17 protein-coding genes are annotated in these 15,443 nt (G+C 62.7%); 11 read left to right on the plus strand and 6 right to left on the minus strand.

The annotated features are described in order from the left end of the window. Positions 1–7: 7 nt before the first annotated feature. Complete coding sequence (locus OK015_RS16535) at positions 8–862, minus strand: MmyB family transcriptional regulator (protein WP_268124523.1); 855 nt, start codon at positions 860–862, stop codon at positions 8–10. A 110-nt stretch (positions 863–972) separates the two neighbouring features. Between OK015_RS16535 and OK015_RS16540 the strand changes: the two genes are divergently transcribed. After that, positions 973–2,529 carry a GMC family oxidoreductase gene (locus tag OK015_RS16540; RefSeq protein WP_268132807.1) on the plus strand — a complete coding sequence of 519 codons (1,557 nt, stop codon included), beginning with the start codon at positions 973–975 and terminating at the stop codon, positions 2,527–2,529. 46 nt (positions 2,530–2,575) lie between these two features. Here the strand turns inward: OK015_RS16540 and OK015_RS16545 are convergent, their stop codons facing one another. Continuing rightward, positions 2,576–3,154, minus strand: coding sequence for a carboxymuconolactone decarboxylase family protein (locus OK015_RS16545; protein ID WP_268124525.1), 579 nt, complete (start codon positions 3,152–3,154; stop codon positions 2,576–2,578). A gap of 189 nt (positions 3,155–3,343) precedes the next feature. Between OK015_RS16545 and OK015_RS16550 the strand changes: the two genes are divergently transcribed. The 3 genes from OK015_RS16550 to OK015_RS16560 all read left to right on the plus strand — a co-directional run bounded on the left by OK015_RS16550 (position 3,344) and on the right by OK015_RS16560 (position 5,536). Next, the gene (locus tag OK015_RS16550) at positions 3,344–4,243 is read left to right on the plus strand and encodes a LysR family transcriptional regulator (protein ID WP_268124527.1); all 900 of its coding nucleotides are present in this window, start codon (positions 3,344–3,346) and stop codon (positions 4,241–4,243) included. A 197-nt stretch (positions 4,244–4,440) separates the two neighbouring features. After that, on the plus strand, positions 4,441–5,076 hold the full coding sequence (locus OK015_RS16555) for a sigma-70 family RNA polymerase sigma factor (RefSeq protein ID WP_268124529.1): 636 nt from the start codon (positions 4,441–4,443) through the stop codon (positions 5,074–5,076). A 28-nt stretch (positions 5,077–5,104) separates the two neighbouring features. Next, positions 5,105–5,536, plus strand: a complete 432-nt coding sequence (locus OK015_RS16560; protein ID WP_268124531.1) for a cupin domain-containing protein — start codon at positions 5,105–5,107, stop codon at positions 5,534–5,536. A gap of 12 nt (positions 5,537–5,548) precedes the next feature. Here OK015_RS16560 and OK015_RS16565 read toward each other — a convergent pair whose 3' ends face one another. From OK015_RS16565 to OK015_RS16575, 3 genes are read right to left on the minus strand one after another with little or no spacing between them, the layout of a single operon-like run. Continuing rightward, complete coding sequence (locus OK015_RS16565; RefSeq protein WP_268124534.1) at positions 5,549–6,214, minus strand: nitroreductase family protein; 666 nt, start codon at positions 6,212–6,214, stop codon at positions 5,549–5,551. A 35-nt stretch (positions 6,215–6,249) separates the two neighbouring features. Beyond that, positions 6,250–6,963 carry a 2OG-Fe(II) oxygenase gene (locus OK015_RS16570; RefSeq protein WP_268124536.1) on the minus strand — a complete coding sequence of 238 codons (714 nt, stop codon included), beginning with the start codon at positions 6,961–6,963 and terminating at the stop codon, positions 6,250–6,252. Continuing rightward, positions 6,963–7,475 carry a methylated-DNA--[protein]-cysteine S-methyltransferase gene (locus OK015_RS16575; protein WP_268124538.1) on the minus strand — a complete coding sequence of 171 codons (513 nt, stop codon included), beginning with the start codon at positions 7,473–7,475 and terminating at the stop codon, positions 6,963–6,965. Before OK015_RS16575 ends, OK015_RS16570 begins: the two co-directional genes overlap by 1 nt. Before the next feature lie 119 nt (positions 7,476–7,594). Between OK015_RS16575 and OK015_RS16580 the strand changes: the two genes are divergently transcribed. From OK015_RS16580 to OK015_RS16610, 7 genes are all read left to right on the plus strand, one after another. Next, entirely contained in the window at positions 7,595–8,110 is a 516-nt protein-coding gene (locus OK015_RS16580; protein WP_268124540.1) for an RNA polymerase sigma factor, read from the plus strand. After that, positions 8,097–8,699: a methylated-DNA--[protein]-cysteine S-methyltransferase gene (locus OK015_RS16585; protein WP_268124542.1), complete on the plus strand. Its 603-nt coding sequence runs from the start codon at positions 8,097–8,099 to the stop codon at positions 8,697–8,699. The genes OK015_RS16580 and OK015_RS16585 overlap by 14 nt, the downstream gene beginning before the upstream one ends. Next, complete coding sequence (locus OK015_RS16590) at positions 8,696–9,316, plus strand: hypothetical protein (RefSeq protein WP_268124544.1); 621 nt, start codon at positions 8,696–8,698, stop codon at positions 9,314–9,316. Before OK015_RS16585 ends, OK015_RS16590 begins: the two co-directional genes overlap by 4 nt. A gap of 7 nt (positions 9,317–9,323) precedes the next feature. Beyond that, positions 9,324–10,277: an alpha/beta hydrolase gene (locus tag OK015_RS16595; RefSeq protein WP_268124547.1), complete on the plus strand. Its 954-nt coding sequence runs from the start codon at positions 9,324–9,326 to the stop codon at positions 10,275–10,277. 145 nt (positions 10,278–10,422) lie between these two features. Then, positions 10,423–11,031 carry a TetR/AcrR family transcriptional regulator gene (locus tag OK015_RS16600; protein WP_268124549.1) on the plus strand — a complete coding sequence of 203 codons (609 nt, stop codon included), beginning with the start codon at positions 10,423–10,425 and terminating at the stop codon, positions 11,029–11,031. Positions 11,032–11,323: 292 nt separating this feature from the next. Then, positions 11,324–11,740, plus strand: a complete 417-nt coding sequence (locus OK015_RS16605) for an MmpS family transport accessory protein (RefSeq protein ID WP_442791122.1) — start codon at positions 11,324–11,326, stop codon at positions 11,738–11,740. Next, positions 11,737–14,649 carry an MMPL/RND family transporter gene (locus OK015_RS16610; RefSeq protein ID WP_268124553.1) on the plus strand — a complete coding sequence of 971 codons (2,913 nt, stop codon included), beginning with the start codon at positions 11,737–11,739 and terminating at the stop codon, positions 14,647–14,649. Before OK015_RS16605 ends, OK015_RS16610 begins: the two co-directional genes overlap by 4 nt. Here OK015_RS16610 and OK015_RS16615 read toward each other — a convergent pair. Then, complete coding sequence (locus OK015_RS16615; protein ID WP_268124556.1) at positions 14,642–15,424, minus strand: SDR family oxidoreductase; 783 nt, start codon at positions 15,422–15,424, stop codon at positions 14,642–14,644. The two genes, OK015_RS16610 and OK015_RS16615, sit on opposite strands and share 8 nt — an antisense overlap. Positions 15,425–15,443: the final 19 nt, after the last annotated feature.

Below are 15,443 nucleotides of genomic sequence, written 5' to 3' on the forward strand. Positions count from 1 at the left end.
GGGAGTGTCAAGCCCCGATTGCCTGATCGCCGAGCTTATCGAGCTTGTCAAGCAGTTGGAATTTGCGACGGGAGTCCGTGCCCGCTGGCGCACTGAGGACAACCAGCCGCCGACCCTCGTCGGCGGTGGAAAGAATCTCGACGTCGACCGGCACCGGGCCCACCCGCGGATTCACGATGGTTTTGCGGACCTCCTTGAGAGGCCGGCCAACTTCGTGGCGCTTCCATAATCGCCGGAATTCCTCGCTGCGGCTCGACAATCCGTCGACAAGCGCCTCCACGTCGGGGTCCCCTCGGCGCCGCGACGAGGTCACCCGCAGATCCGCGACATGGAGACCCGCCTGATACTCATGATCCTCCGGCGCGAACAACGTGCGGTATTCCGGTTCGGTGAACCATCGCCAGATCACACTGTCTTCAATTCCTCCGCCGCGAACGTGGTCTCCCATTAAGAGCGCCGACAGCCGGTTCTGAGCCAAGATGGTTAGGAGGTCAGAAGTAATGAATGCGGCGGAGTCGTCGAGTTGGTCGAGCAGGTTGATCAGCGCGGGCCGGATGACGTCGGACGTGTCAATGCGGTCGGGAATGGGACTTGCACCGGCGAGACGGTACAGATGGTCACGTTCTTCCGGGTCGAGCCGTAGGGCCCGCGCCAGCGCCGCCAGCATCTGCCCCGACGGCGCAGAGGCCCGACTTTGTTCTAGTCGCGTGTAGTAGTCCACCGACATGTGACTCAGGTGTGCGACCTCTTCGCGGCGCAGGCCCCGCACCCTGCGCCTTGGGCCGCCGGGAAGCCCGACGTCCTGTGGTGTCAGCGCTCTGCGACGGGCACAGAGAAAGTCGGCCATCGAGTCGTAGTCCATTCCCCAATTGTCCTCCGCAGGGGGAGTTGCCAGCCTAGGACCGCCAATCCCCCGTTCATCGATGCCTGGTAGTCGTCGACGGCGCACCGCAGGCTCGAGGTATGAGTGCAATGAGCCAGGGCGAACTCAACGGTCGATACGACTTCATCGTGTGCGGGTCGGGGTCATCGGGATCGGTGGTGGCCGGCCGGCTTGCGCAGAACCCAGACGTCAGCGTGCTGCTGTTGGAGGCTGGCGGTCGCGATGACGTGGACGCCGTCGTCCGTGCGGACCAATGGCCGAGAAATCTCGGTAGTGAACGGGATTGGCAGTTTGCGTCGCAGCCGAGCCCGCACGTCAACGGCCGGTCGATCCCGCTGTCGATGGGCAAAGTGTTGGGGGGCGGTTCGAGCATCAATGTGATGGCGTGGGCGCGAGGTCACAAAAACGATTGGGATTTCTTTGCCGCTGAAGCCAACGATAAGGATTGGGGCCACGAGGCCGTCCTCGACATTTACCGTCGCATCGAAGATTGGCACGGCGTACCCGACCCTGACTACCGCGGAACTGGTGGTCCCGTCTACGTCGAATCCGCGCCAGATCCCAACCCCATTGCTCCCGCGATGGTTGAGGCTGCCCGCTCGGTTGGAATCCCGACGTTCGCGAGCAATAACGGTCGAATGATGGAGGGAGGCGGCGGCGCGTCGATCGTTGACCTGCGCACTAGAGCAGGCAAACGCCAGTCTGTGTTCGCTGCCTACGTCCGTCCGGTCGCCGAACGGACCAACCTCACTGTTCTCACGGGCGCGCTCGTCACCCGGTTGCTACTGGAAAATACCCGGGTGACGGGCGTGGAGTTGGTGCGCAACGGCAAGGTTCTGCGGATAGGTGCGAACTCGGAAGTGGTGTTGTCGCTGGGGGCGATCAACACTCCAAAGGTATTGATGCAGTCCGGCATTGGCGACGCCGACGAGCTGCGGCCATTGGGCATCGCGGTGGCACAGCACCTGCCCGGAGTAGGCCGCAACTATCAGGATCATCCGCGGTTCGACTGTGTCTGGGAGTACGACCAGCCACTCGAGCCGCGCAACAACGGCGGGGAGGCGACCTACTTCTGGAAGAGCGATCCCGGTCTGGAGACACCAGACCTGCAGACGTGTCAGGTCGAAGTTCCCTTGTCCAGCGCCGAAAACGCCGGCAGGTTCGGCTTGCCGGCGTTTGGCTGGGCCTTAATTGCCGGGGTGGTACGGCCGAAAAGCCGTGGCCGAATCCGCATTACCGGCCCCCATCCAGACGACCCGCTGCGCATCGAAGCCGAAACCCTCTCGCACCCCGACGACATGACGGCCGCGATTGCCGCCGTGCAGCTGTGCCGCGAGATTGGTAACGCCGCACCGCTCAGTAAGTTCAGTAAACGTGAAGTGATGCCCGGCAACCTCAAGGGCCCGGATCTTCGACGGTTTGTCCGCGACGCGGCGTCAAGCTATTGGCATCAGACCTGCACCGCAAAAATGGGTTACGACAGCATGTCTGTCGTCGACAACAAGCTCGCCGTGCACGGGATTCAACGTCTTCGCATCGCGGACGGCTCCATCATGCCCCGCATCACGACCGGCAACACGATGGCGCCGTGCGTCATCATCGGCGAACGCGCCGCGGCCATTCTGGCCCAGTTGCATCGAATTTGATGAGGACGCAAGTTCGTTCCGTTACGCGCCGTGTGGGCGCGATGCCCTAACCGGTCGCAACCACCGACGCGGAGTTCCAGGGCGCCAGGCGCTCGACTGAGCCGTTCGATTCGGGCAGATCATCACTGACGTCCCACGTCGCTGAGAGCCGCCCGACCCCCAGCGCGATTGCGCAGTGCAGGCCCAGTTCCACCAGCTGGTCTTCGGTGAAATGGGCGCGCAACTCGTCGTAGACCGCGTCGTCGATGGCGAGATGGTTGGTCGCGAACAACTCCGCGAAGCGAAGCGCCGACCGCTCGGCGTCCGAAAGGTTACCCGCTTCGGTCGGTCGTTCCAGCGAGCAGACCGCATCCTCGTCGAGACCGTCGTCGATGGCACTTTGGTAGCGGACCGCAATGCAGCTTCGGCACTGGTTGAAGAAGGCAATGCGCAGCCGCACCAGCTCGAGCAGCCGGGGCGACAAACTCCCGTTGGCGCGCAGCGCCGCGGTCAAACCGCCCAAGGCCTCGGCCGCCGCGGGAAGGCGACTCACGATGGAAGCTACGCCGAGGTTGATCCGATCCCCTTGTCCGAGGTCTTCGGTCGGTATCGCCGCGAAGGCCGTGGATGGCGCGATTCGTGTCACTTCATCGTCTCCTGTGTGCAGCTGTCTGGGCCCCTGAAGTATCGCCACTGCGGCGGCCAGTGGCAATCGTCGCGGTCCCAGTGATGACACAGAAAGTCCGCGTTAATTCTGCGCGCAGGCCGCACGCATAACCCGCGACGACGGTGTTACATCTATCGTCCTTCGATTCTGTTGATAGGGGGTGCGGGAATGGAACTACGACAGCTCGAGTACTTCATCGCCGTGGCCACCGAAATGAACTTTTCGCGCGCGGCGCAACGTGTCCACGTCGTTCAGTCCGCCCTGTCCACATCGATCAGCAAGCTGGAACGCGAACTCGGCGTAGAGCTGTTCGATCGATCCAGGCAGCAGATCAAGATGACTACGGCGGGCGAATTGTTCCAAGAGCATGCGCGCCGCATCATCCACAGCGCTCGACGCGCCAAGGATTCGATCAACGACTACCTCGGCGAGCTCACCGGGACCGTCGCGGTGGGTTCACTCGTATCCTTTGGGGCGCTGGACGTCCCGAAGATATTGGGCGAGTTTCACCGTACTCATCCATTCGTTCAGATCGTTTTGCGGCTGAGTCCGACGGGTTCGATGCAGCATCTCTCGGCGATTGCCGACGAGACGCTCGACCTTGCTTTCGTGTCGGCGCCGGATCGCTTCCCGACAGGGATCGAGATGCGACTCCTGACTGAAGAGCCGATGCTCTTTGTCTGCAGGCCCGATCATCCCCTAGCGCAGCGCGACCACATTGGCATGGCTGAACTCGCCCACGAGGATCTGATCGGCTTCCCCGCCGACTTCGGCTTGCGCCGGATAATCGAGAATGCTTTCACCGCGGCCGGCGTCACATCGCAAACGCCGTACGAAGTGGCGGTGAACTACTGGGTCGCGTCCAGCCTGGTACGACACGGGTTGGGCACCATATTCATGCCGGCGAGCGACGCCAACCGCTTTCCGGACCTTCGCGCAGTGCCATTGCAGCCCGAGATCGTGTGGCCGATCTACCTCGCCATGGGTGGACCGGCGCAGATCGCGCCTGCTGCCGCTAGGCTCGCCGAGTTGCTACTTTCGTCGGCGCCGCGGCCGAGGACGATTTAGCAACCAATCGTCATAGCCGGCAGCATCTTTCGCGACCCAGCTACGCGATGCCCGGCAGAACCGCGATTAGTCCCTCTCACACAATGCTCATCTCTAAATTTGATGACTCGGATCAGAACCATTCATTGGACATGATGATCTTTCGTTGTTCTGATGAAGGGACACAACCGAGCTCAACGATTACGAGGTTGACGATCATGTCGGTGTCCCAGCCCAACTCCGCACTGAAAGAGTCTACGAGCCCGAGTCCCGACGATCTCGCAACGCGATTCGAACGCGACGTCCTACCACTGCGCGATCAGCTGTACCGCGCGGCACGCAGGTATACGCAAAGCCACGCGGACGCCGAAGACCTCGTCCAGGAAACCATGATCAAAGCCTATGTTGGGTTCCGGTCTTTCAAGGAAGGTACAAACCTGCGCGCCTGGCTCTTCACGATCATGAACCACACGCGAATCAATCACTACCGCACCGCCAAACGTCGCCCGACGGAATGGTTAGCCGGCGACGTCACCGACTTTCTGATTCCCTCCGGGCCCGGACACTCGTCCACAGGACGACTGTCCGCTGAGGCCGAAGCGCTCGATTCGATTGGCGCCCCAGAAGTTCGCGAGGCGCTCCAGCAACTCCCCGAGTCGCAGCAGCTGGCTGTTTACTACGCCGACGTTGAAGGCTTTCGATACAAGGAAATTGGCGAAATCCTGGACATACCATTGGGTTCAGTCATGTCACGTATCCATCGCGGCCGACGAAACATGCGAAAGTTGCTGATGAACTTCGCTATTGAGCAACGATACATCCGAGAACCCCACGACGTGGTAGTTGCAGCCTAGCAACAGCCTCAGGGTGAGGATCACAGCAATGCGTTCACGCCGGACAGGGCAACTCTGCGTACTGCTTTCACTTTCGCTGGCGGCACCGCCCGCGCACAGCGCTGCGACGCCCGCGAGCGGAATGAATGGCGATCAACTGGCCCGGTCGTCGCAAGAAGGACGAGACTTCATCGTGCGTGACATCACCATCGACCCGGGCGGCAGTACCGGCTGGCACTGGCACGACGGCACCATCGTCGGAGCGGTCAAGCGCGGCACCCTCACGCATTACTCCGCAAACTGCTCGATTGAAGGCGTCTACAACCCGGGCGATCCGATCATAGAACCCGCTGGTCCCGAACACGTCCATCTCGGCCGCAACCTCGGCGCCACGCCGCTGACCCTTGAAGTCATTTATATGATGCCGGTGGGAAAACCACTCGCGGAGGATGCCCCGAACCCCGGCTGCCCGTTCTCTTGAAGATCCTATCGGTTAGCCAGCAAAGGGTGCTCCGTCGAACCGCTCCGAGGTGACGAACTCGGACACCGGCCGTCGTCGCAATTTCGTCACTTGCCGCACGGGCTTGCCCAGCGGCACCAGCGCGGCGATGGCGTATGAGTCGGGTATGCCGAGCAGATCTTTTGCCAACTGCTCCTCGGCGACCACCATCGTGGTGAGTACTCCGCCGTAGCCTTCGTTGCGCGCGGCTAGCAACACATTCCACACGAACGGATACACCGAAGCTCCAGGTACCACCGCGATGCGGTCGAGATCCTGATCGGTAGCGGCGACGACGGCGAGGTTCAGGCAGATCACCAGCACGACCGGCGCCTCACGAAACGGGGCCGTCATCTGCGTGGGTACCTGCGCCTGCTCGATCGCGGACGCGTCTACGCTGGTCGGCTGCAATGGATTCCACGGCGACTCACCATTGGCGAGCTGTGCCGTATAGCGTCGCGCAGCGGTAAGCCCAAGGTCTGCCAACGCGGCTCGAGTGTCCTGATCGCGTAGCACGATGGCGCGCACGCCTTGCCGGTTGCCGCCGGTCGGTGCGAAACGGGCGTTATCGAGGATGCGCTCGAGAACGTCATCGGGAAGCGGGTCGTCGGTGAATTCGCGGACTGCGGGGGTGGATCGCATGACGTCGTACAACTCCATGACCACCATCGTGCCCGAACGGGCGATAGCGGCGCTCAGGCCGCATCGTGGAAAATCAGTCCCAGCGTGTAGCGATGGCCGGATCGAACGACGGACACGCCGTGGCGCACCGGCGCCGCCGACCATCCTCGGGTCGAGCGGACGGGCCGTTCGCGGGTGGTGAACACATAGCCGTGTCCTTGCGGCAACGCCGTGACCGTTCCCCGTGACTGCGCCCGGGCTCGCTGCTCGACGAGCAGGAATTCGCCTCCTGTGTGCGCCACCCCCGGCTCGTTGAGATTGATGACGACCTGCAGCGGAAAGATGAGGTCTCCGTACAGGTCTCGGTGCAGAGCGTTCCAGTCACCCGGTCCGTACTTGAGCATCAGTGCGGTGGGCTTGGTCTGGTCGGCACGATGGCACATTTCCAGCCAATCGTCGAGCGTGTCGGGCCACAGGGCTTCGCGGCCGAGCTTTGTCCACCAGTCCCGAGCTATCGGCAACAACCGTGGGTAGAGCGCCTGTTTCAAGTCCTCGATCGGCTGCGGGTAGGGCCGCTTGAAATAGCGGTACTCGCCTTGCCCGTAGCGGTGGCGGCCCATGTCGACGATGGCGCGAAACAAGTTGTCATCGGGGTACAGATCCACGAGCGAGGCACACTCGGCGGGAGTGATCAGCTCCGGGAGCAGTGCACCGCCGACGTCGTTCATGTCGGCGGCGACCGCTTCCCAGTCCGCGGAATCGACGCGCTTACGCCATGTCGATGGCATCAGAACAGTTTGCCAGCCACTGCGGGCGCCGGCTCTTCCAACTCCAACAGGAATCGTTTGCGCTTCAGGCCGCCCGCGTAACCGGTTAGCGCACCGTCCTTTCCAACGACCCGATGGCATGGAACGACGATGCAGAGCGGATTTCGCCCGACAGCCTGCCCCACCTCGTAGGCGGTGGTGCCGTCAGCCAATTCGGCGGCCAGCTCGCCGTACGTCTTCGTCTGGCCGTAGCCGATGTAGGCGAGCAGATCCCAGATTCGCCGCCGGGTTGGGTCGCCCACCAATGCGATCGGAAGATCGAATTGTGTGCGCTCGCCGGCGAGGTACTCGTCCAGCTGCTCGCCGGTGCGACGAAACAGTTCATCGCCAGCCGGTTCGACATATTCACCGAGAGCGTCTGCTGTGGGCGGGTACCAATGATGCCGGAAGTACACACCCCTAAGAGCATCGCCATCGGCAACCAGGGTCAGCTCGCCCAGTGGGCTATTGATCACCGTGTGTCGTGCTGTCATCGTTCAACCTCCTTTATCGGTAGACGACGACCGGTCGGGAAGCGTGAGATGGGATTCGATTTGTTTTCTCACATTCCACAGTGCGCCGACGTCTTCACATCAGGAGCAGGAGGAGAACGGTGCGGGCCGACCAGGACGTGAAGGTGCCATTCGAGGCTGTGGTGGCACAGCACGGTGCGACGGTGTTCCGGGTTGTGCGCGCCGTGGTCGGCCACAGCGACGCCGATGACGCCTGGTCGGACACGTTTCTGGCGGCATTGAAGGCGTATCCACAATTGCCGGCCAACGCCAACGTCGAGGCGTGGCTGGTCACGATCGCTCACCGCAAGGCCATCGACATCACCCGCGCGGCGTCACGGCGGGCCGTCCCGGTCGCCGATACCCCCGACTCCCCCGCCGGGGAACGAGCCGATGACCACGATCTCGACCTGGATGCGGCCGTGGGTGCGCTGCCCCCCAAGCAACGTCAGGCCGTGGCCTACCACTACCTGGCCGGCCTGCCCTATGCCGACATCGCGACGATCCTCGACAGCAGCGTCGCCGCTGCCCGCCGTGCCGCGGCTGACGGCATCGCCAACCTGCGGCGCACATATCCCCGAATCAACACAGCAAGGAATGACCATGACCTCGCCTGACCTCGCCCACCACTACCCCGTCGACCCGGAACATCTGCGACGCCTGCACGCCCGCCTGGAAAGCGACGCACAGGCCGACAATCTGCTCGACATCGCTTATCGCACTGTGGATTCCGCGGTTGGACCGCTGCTGCTGGCCGCGACCCCGCGCGGGCTGGTTCGGGTGGCTTTCGCCAACGAGGACCGGGACGGCGTACTGCTTGCTCTCTCCACGCAGATCAGCCCCCGGATGCTCGAGGCGCCCGTGCGGCTGGATCCGATCGCGCGACAGCTCGACGAATACTTTGCCGGCCGGCGGCACAGCTTCGATGTTGCGCTGGACTGGTCGCTGTCGCGGGGGTTTCGGCGCACGGTGCTGGAACACCTCAATACCGACATCAGCTACGGCGCCACGGCGAGCTATGCGGCGCTGGCGCGACTGTCCGGCTCCCCCAAGGCGGTCCGCGCCGTCGGCACCGCGTGTGCGACCAACCCGATCCCGATCGTCGTGCCCTGCCATCGGGTGATCCGATCCGATGGAGCCGTCGGCGCCTATCGCGGCGGACCCGGCGCCAAGCGCGTGTTGCTCGACCTAGAGCGCAAGAGATGACTGCGGAAGGCCCGGCGCGCAACCGCGTCTCGCCGCTCGGCGAGATCATCTCCGTTTCGGGCCGGGGCGCCTGGATGGGCAACCGCGGCCGTCTGCACGAAGGCTGCGGCGCACGCGACATCGTTCGCAACCATCAGCACAAGACCTGGATCACGTGTGTGCTGTCATTCCGGGGCCGACGGGTGGCGCAGTGGGAACCCAGGCGATACACGCCGCTGTTCTTCCTCGACGAGGCAGTAGCCCTGGCCGCCGGGCATCGCCCCTGCGCTGAATGCCGACATCGCGCCTACCAGGCCTACAAAATGCTGTGGACCGAAAAATGTTGTGGGACACCGGTTTGTGCGAAAGAGTTGGATGCTCAGCTACACCGCGAGCGAATCGGCAGAACCGGCCATCGCGCGCCCTGGGGGGGTCTTCCCGACGGAGTATTTGTGGCGACCTCCCTTGGTCCGGCCGTCATCGTCGGTGACCATCTCGCGGTCTGGGACCGCGACAACTCCTACGGACGCAAGCTGCCCCGTCTACGGACCGGCGCGGCGACCGTACTCACCCCGCCGACCACCGTGCGGATTTTGCGCGCCGGGTACCCCGTTCAGATAGACGATTTGGCACGATAGAGCAGCAATGGCAGACACCTCGCGCAGGAACGCATTCGTTTCGCGGAACGCAGTGGATCCGGGGCTGCGCAACGTGGCCCGCTTCCTGCCCCGCGGATACGCGTTGCACCGCGGGTACAAGGTCCCGCGTGCCCTGATGCAGCTGATGGGCAGTGCGGGCCGGCTCCGCCACATCCCGACCGTCGCGGTCAACGAGCACGTCACGGTCCGCCTGCATCGCCCGGCCGGCATCTCCGACCGTGCGCCCGCGATGCTGTGGATTCATGGCGGGGGCACCCTGATGGGCACCGCCGTGCAGGACGACAAGTTCTGCCGGAAGCTCTCCCATCTCACCGGCGTCGCGGTGGCAGCGGTCGAACATCGACTGGCGCCCGAACACCCCTACCCAGCACCGCTCGAAGATTGCTATGCGGCGTTGCGGTGGCTCGCGCGGCAGCCGTGGGTGGACCCGGATCGGGTCGCCATCGGCGGTGCAAGTGCCGGTGGACATTTCGCGGCAGCCGTGGCGCAGCGCGCACGCGATCGCAAAGACGTCCGCCTCGCCTTTCAGATGTTGGCGTACCCGATGCTCGACGACCGCACGGGCGCCGATGCGTCTGGCGCCAAACGCCTGATGTGGACCGAGAGCGATAACCAACTCGCCTGGCAGTGGTACCTGAACGGCGCGGACCCCGTAGAGGCCGCGCCGGCGCGCCGACCGGATCTGTCCGGCCTACCGCCTGCGTGGATCGGCGTCGGGACGTTGGACTTGTATCTCCAGGAGTGCTTGGACTACGGACGGCGTCTGCGGGGGGCGGGTGTCCCGGTGCACGAGGAGATCGTTCCTGGGGCGTTTCACGCGTTCGACCGCGTGGTGGAGAACGCACCGGTATCCCGGCGTTTCTTCGCCAGCCAGCGCGATCACTTGTGGGCCGCGCTCAGCTCACCACCGCCGTCGGACGCCGGGATTCGCTCTGCGTGATGGTCGAATCACGTTCGACACGAACAGTTTTCACCCAGCACTGACCGCGGGAAAGGCCTCGCCGGCATACCGCTCAGCAGCGGATTCGACCATCAGGGTTCCGATTTGTACCGCAAAGTTTGCACTTCGTGCAACTATGGGGGGTATGGGCAACCCGCTGGGACTGCGCGAGCGTCGCCGCCGCGAGACGAGCGCAGACATCCGCGACGCCGCCGTGCGCCTGACACTGGAACGCGGATTCGACAAGGTGACCATCGATGAAATCTGTGCCGAAGCCGGAATCTCGACACGCACTTTCTTCAACTACTTCCCGAACAAAGAGTCCGCCATCGCTTACGGCCCCTCAGACATCCCTCCGGAGCTGGTAGCGGATTTTGTCGCGGCCGGGCCCGCCCCGTACTCCGAAGTGCTGGCGGAGCTGATCACTCTCGCCGCACACCACCTGCGCGACGTGCCCCCGAAGCGCGAACACGCAGCCCACATGTTGGAACTCGCGAAGACCTCCCCCGCGGTGCTGGCCGCATTTCTCGCCGACCTGGAGCGCTTTCAACTTCAGCTGACCGACATCATCCTCCGGCGCCAGGATATGAAACCGGACGACGAGATGGCCGCGTTGATCTCCGCGCTCGCGTTGACCGCGGTGCGCTCGGGCCTCGAAAGGTGGGCAGGTGGCGAGCCGGACGACGGTGACGACACGCCGATGCCGTATGTCGAGCGGGCCGCCGCGCTGGTCAACAGCATCTTTACAAAGTGATCTGAAACACCGCTAGCAAATGTTGCATGGTGTGCAAGATATGCACATTATGTAGTATGCGCTGGTGGCGGTGGTCGGGGGAGTTTCCGCGATGCGAGGCACGTGTCGCAACGGGAGCACCCGCCGGCGCGCGCCGTCAGGTATCTGCACAAGGAACGATCGGGCGCGCAACTCGCAGCAACGAGCGAAATTCGCTGCTGCCTCGTGCGCCCGAAAGCCTGCGGGTCACGCGGGCGTTGGCCACACCACGGCGATGAGAAAAGGACTCACGTAGTTGCTGCTAACGAGAATTGTGCGGAACGCATGGTTGCCGCTGTTGATCGTGGCGGTTGTGGTGGTCGGCGGCTTTGCCGTGGTCCGGGTCAAGTCCTTCTTCGGCGCCAACGACACCGGCGTCCTGACGACCCCGCGACTGGAAGACTCCAAGCCGTTCAAGCCCAAGGTCGTCAAATACGAGGTCTTCGGCTCGGCAAGCCACGCCAACGTGAACTACTTGGATCTGTCCGCCGACCCGAAGCGGATCGATGGTGCGTCGTTGCCGTGGACGTTGGTCCTCAGTACGACCGCCCCGTCGGTCTTCCCCAACCTCTCGGCGCAAAGCGACGGCGACTACCTCGGTTGCCGCATCACCATCGATGACGAAGTCAAGGATGAGAAAATTACCAACGGCGTGCATGCCCTGACATTCTGCTTGGTGAAATCCGCATGAGTACAACGTTCAACGACACCAAGACCGACGCCAGCCCTGTCGCTAAATCAAAAGAGCGGCAATCGATCCCGCGCTTCGTCCGCAAGTTCGCCATACCGATCATCCTTGGCTGGATCGCGCTCATCGCGGTGCTCAGCGTAAGCGTCCCCGACTTAGACGAGGTCGGGAAGATGCGTTCGGTGTCGATGGCTCCCGACGACGCGCAATCGGTGATCGCGACGAAGCGTATGGGTGCGGTGTTCAACGAGTACAAGTCCAACAGCTCGGCGATGATCGTTCTGGAGGGCCAACAGCCGCTGGGCGCCGATGCCCACGCCTACTACGACGAGCTCGTCAAGAAGCTCGACGCCGACACCAAACATGTTGAGCACGTTCAGGATATGTGGAGCGACCCACTGACCGGTGCCGGCGCACAGAGCAACGACGGCAAGGCCGCCTATGTGCAGGTCTATCTTGCTGGTAACCAGGGCGAAGCCTTAGCCAACGAATCCGTCGAGTCCGTCCAAAGCATCGTCAAGAGTGTGCCCCCGCCCAAGGGGGTGAAGACCTACGTCACCGGGCCCGCGGCGCTGTCGGCAGATCAGCACATGGCCGGTGACCGCAGCGTGCAGGTCATCACGATGTGCACCTTCACCGTGATCATCGCGATGCTGTTGTTGGTTTACCGCTCGATCGTCACGCTGCTGCTGACGCTGGCGATGGTGGTGTTCGAGCTGTCGGCTGCGCGCGGAACGGTCGCGTTTCTGGGCTACTACAACATCATTGGGCTCTCGACGTTCGCGACTAACCTGTTGGTGACGTTGGCGATCGCGGCCGCCACCGACTACGCGATCTTCTTGATCGGCCGATATCAGGAAGCTCGGGCCATCGGCGAGTCCCGCGAAGACGCCTACTACACGATGTACCAGGGCACCGCGCACGTGGTGCTCGGGTCTGGGATGACCATTGCCGGCGCGACGTTCTGCCTGCACTTCACCAACCTGCCCTATTTCCAGACCCTCGGTATCCCGTTGGCCATCGGCATGGTGGTCGTGGTGCTGGCGGCGCTGACGCTGGGGGCCGCCGTGATCTCGGTGGCAACGCGTTTCGGCAAGACGCTGGAACCCAAGCGGACACAACGCATTCGCTTCTGGCGCAAGGTGGGGGCAGTCGTGGTGCGCTGGCCCGGTCCGATCCTGGTCATGACGATCGGTGTGGCGCTGGTCGGCTTGCTGACGTTGCCGGGTTACCGCACCAACTACAACGACCGTAACTATCTGCCCGCCGACCTACCCGCCAACGAGGGATACGAAGCCGCCGACCGGCACTTTTCGCATGCGCGGATGAACCCCGAAGTGCTGATGATCGAAAGCGACCACGATCTGCGCAACTCCGCGGACTTCCTGGTCATCGACAAGATCGCCAAGACGATCTTCCGCGTGCCGGGGATCGGCCGCGTGCAAGCCATCACCCGGCCGGAGGGCACGCCGATCGAGCACACCTCCATCCCGTTCCAGATCAGCATGCAGGGCGTCACCCAGCAGATGAACCAGAAGTACCAAGAAGACCAGATGGCCGACATGCTCAAACAGGCCGACATGATGCAGACGACTATCGACAGCATGGAAAAGATGTCGAGCATCACCGCGCAGATGTCGAACGACATGCATCAGATGGTCAAAAAGATGCACGACATGACTATCGACATCAACGAATTACGCGACCACATGGCCGATTTCGAAGACTTCTTCCGGCCAATTCGCAGCTACCTCTACTGGGAGAAGCACTGCTTCGACATCCCGGTGTGCTGGTCGCTACGCTCGGTCTTCGACGGCCTGGACGGCATCGACACGATGACCGATGACATCGAGAGCCTCCTTCCGATCATGGATCATCTCGACACCCTGATGCCTCAGATGGTGGCGCTGATGCCCAGCATGATCGAAAACATGAAGGCCATGAAAACGACGATGCTGACCATGTATTCAACTCAAAAGGGTCTGCAGGATCAGCAGAGCGAGGCACAGAAGAACTCGAATGCCATGGGTAAGGCGTTCGACGCATCCAAGAACGACGACTCTTTCTATCTGCCGCCGGAGACCTTCAACAATGCCGAATTCAAGAAGGGAATGAAGAACTTCATCTCCCCCGACGGTCATGCCGTACGCTTCATTATCAGCCACGACGGCGATCCGATGTCTCAAGAAGGCATTTCGCACATCGCGGCCATCAAAAAGGCCGCGTACGAATCGATCAAGGGCACTCCGCTGGAGGGCTCGAGGATTTACCTCGGCGGCACCGCAGCGATCTACAAGGACCTCAGTGACGGCAACACCTACGACCTGTTGATCGCCGGAATCGCTTCGCTATGCCTGATTTTCATCATCATGTTGATCATCACCCGAGGTGTGGTGGCGTCGGCGGTCATCGTGGGAACCGTCTTGCTCTCATTGGGCGCGTCGTTCGGGCTGTCGGTGCTGATCTGGCAGCACATCATCGGCATTGAGTTGCATTGGATGGTGCTCGCGATGTCGGTCATCATCCTGCTGGCCGTCGGTGCCGACTACAACTTGCTGCTGGTCGCGCGGTTCAAGGAAGAGATCCATGCCGGCCTCAACACCGGCATCATCCGGTCGATGGGCGGCACCGGCTCGGTGGTCACCTCGGCGGGGTTGGTCTTCGCCTTCACGATGATGACCATGGCGGTCAGTGAGCTGACCGTCATCGGCCAGGTCGGGACCACGATCGGGCTGGGCCTGCTCTTCGATACGCTCATCGTCCGGTCACTGATGACGCCATCCATTGCCGCGCTGTTGGGCAAGTGGTTCTGGTGGCCGCAACGAGTCCGCCAACGCCCAGTCCCCTCACCCTGGCCCAACCCGAATGAGAAGGTCGACAAGGAGCACGAATCCGTAGCTGCCGCTACGTAACCCAGTCCGGCTGCTCATCGGTTTCGACCGCGGAGAAGTCCTTGTGCCCGAGACCCGCGGTGGTGCCGCCGTCGACCACGAACTCCGAACCGGTGGAGTAGCTGGACTCGTCGCTGGCCAGATAGATCACGAGGCTGGAGACTTCCTTGGGTTCGGCCGCCCGGCCCAGTGCCGTCTGGAAGATGTCGTCGGGAACCCAATCGGTCATCGGGGTCTTGATCAGACCGGGATGGATTGAGTTCACCCGGATTCCGCAGGGACCCAGTTCCAGTGCGGCCGACTTGGTCAGCCCGCGGACAGCGAATTTGGTTGCGGTGTAACCGTGGCAGGCGATGGTGCCGGCCATGCCTTCGATCGACGAGATGTTGATGATCGAGCCGCGTCCGGCTTCCTTCATCGGTTTCACCACGGCACGGATACCGAGGAACACGCCCGTCAGATTGATGTCGAGGATCCGATGCCACTCCGAGAGCTCATAGTCCTCCAATGTGCCGATGTTGATGATGCCCGCGTTGTTCACCAGCACGTCGATGCGGCCGAACTCGCTTAGCGCGGTGGCCACCGCCGCGTCCCAATCCTCGGGCTTGGTCACATCCAGGTGCAGATAGCGAGCGGCATCGCCGACTTCGGCCGCTACTGCCTTGCCTTCCTCGTCGAGGATGTCGCCGAACACGACCTTGGCCCCTTCGGCCACGAGCATCCGCACGTGCGAGGCACCCATCCCCCGCGCACCCCCACTAATCAGCGCAACCTTGCCCGCCAATCGCTCTGCCACTGCATATTCTCCTGTCGTA

Source organism: Mycobacterium sp. Aquia_216 (assembly GCF_026723865.1).
Taxonomy (GTDB): domain Bacteria; phylum Actinomycetota; class Actinomycetes; order Mycobacteriales; family Mycobacteriaceae; genus Mycobacterium.

Coding starts and splice junctions, on each gene's coding strand:
- OK015_RS16535 (WP_268124523.1), bottom strand. CDS start 862: ATGGACTACGACTCGATGGCCGACTTTCTCTGTGCCCGTCGCAGAGCG.
- OK015_RS16540 (WP_268132807.1), top strand. CDS start 973: ATGAGCCAGGGCGAACTCAACGGTCGATACGACTTCATCGTGTGCGGG.
- OK015_RS16550 (WP_268124527.1), top strand. CDS start 3,344: ATGGAACTACGACAGCTCGAGTACTTCATCGCCGTGGCCACCGAAATG.
- OK015_RS16555 (WP_268124529.1), top strand. CDS start 4,441: ATGTCGGTGTCCCAGCCCAACTCCGCACTGAAAGAGTCTACGAGCCCG.
- OK015_RS16560 (WP_268124531.1), top strand. CDS start 5,105: ATGCGTTCACGCCGGACAGGGCAACTCTGCGTACTGCTTTCACTTTCG.
- OK015_RS16565 (WP_268124534.1), bottom strand. CDS start 6,214: ATGGAGTTGTACGACGTCATGCGATCCACCCCCGCAGTCCGCGAATTC.
- OK015_RS16570 (WP_268124536.1), bottom strand. CDS start 6,963: ATGCCATCGACATGGCGTAAGCGCGTCGATTCCGCGGACTGGGAAGCG.
- OK015_RS16575 (WP_268124538.1), bottom strand. CDS start 7,475: ATGACAGCACGACACACGGTGATCAATAGCCCACTGGGCGAGCTGACC.
- OK015_RS16585 (WP_268124542.1), top strand. CDS start 8,097: ATGACCTCGCCTGACCTCGCCCACCACTACCCCGTCGACCCGGAACAT.
- OK015_RS16590 (WP_268124544.1), top strand. CDS start 8,696: ATGACTGCGGAAGGCCCGGCGCGCAACCGCGTCTCGCCGCTCGGCGAG.
- OK015_RS16595 (WP_268124547.1), top strand. CDS start 9,324: ATGGCAGACACCTCGCGCAGGAACGCATTCGTTTCGCGGAACGCAGTG.
- OK015_RS16600 (WP_268124549.1), top strand. CDS start 10,423: ATGGGCAACCCGCTGGGACTGCGCGAGCGTCGCCGCCGCGAGACGAGC.
- OK015_RS16610 (WP_268124553.1), top strand. CDS start 11,737: ATGAGTACAACGTTCAACGACACCAAGACCGACGCCAGCCCTGTCGCT.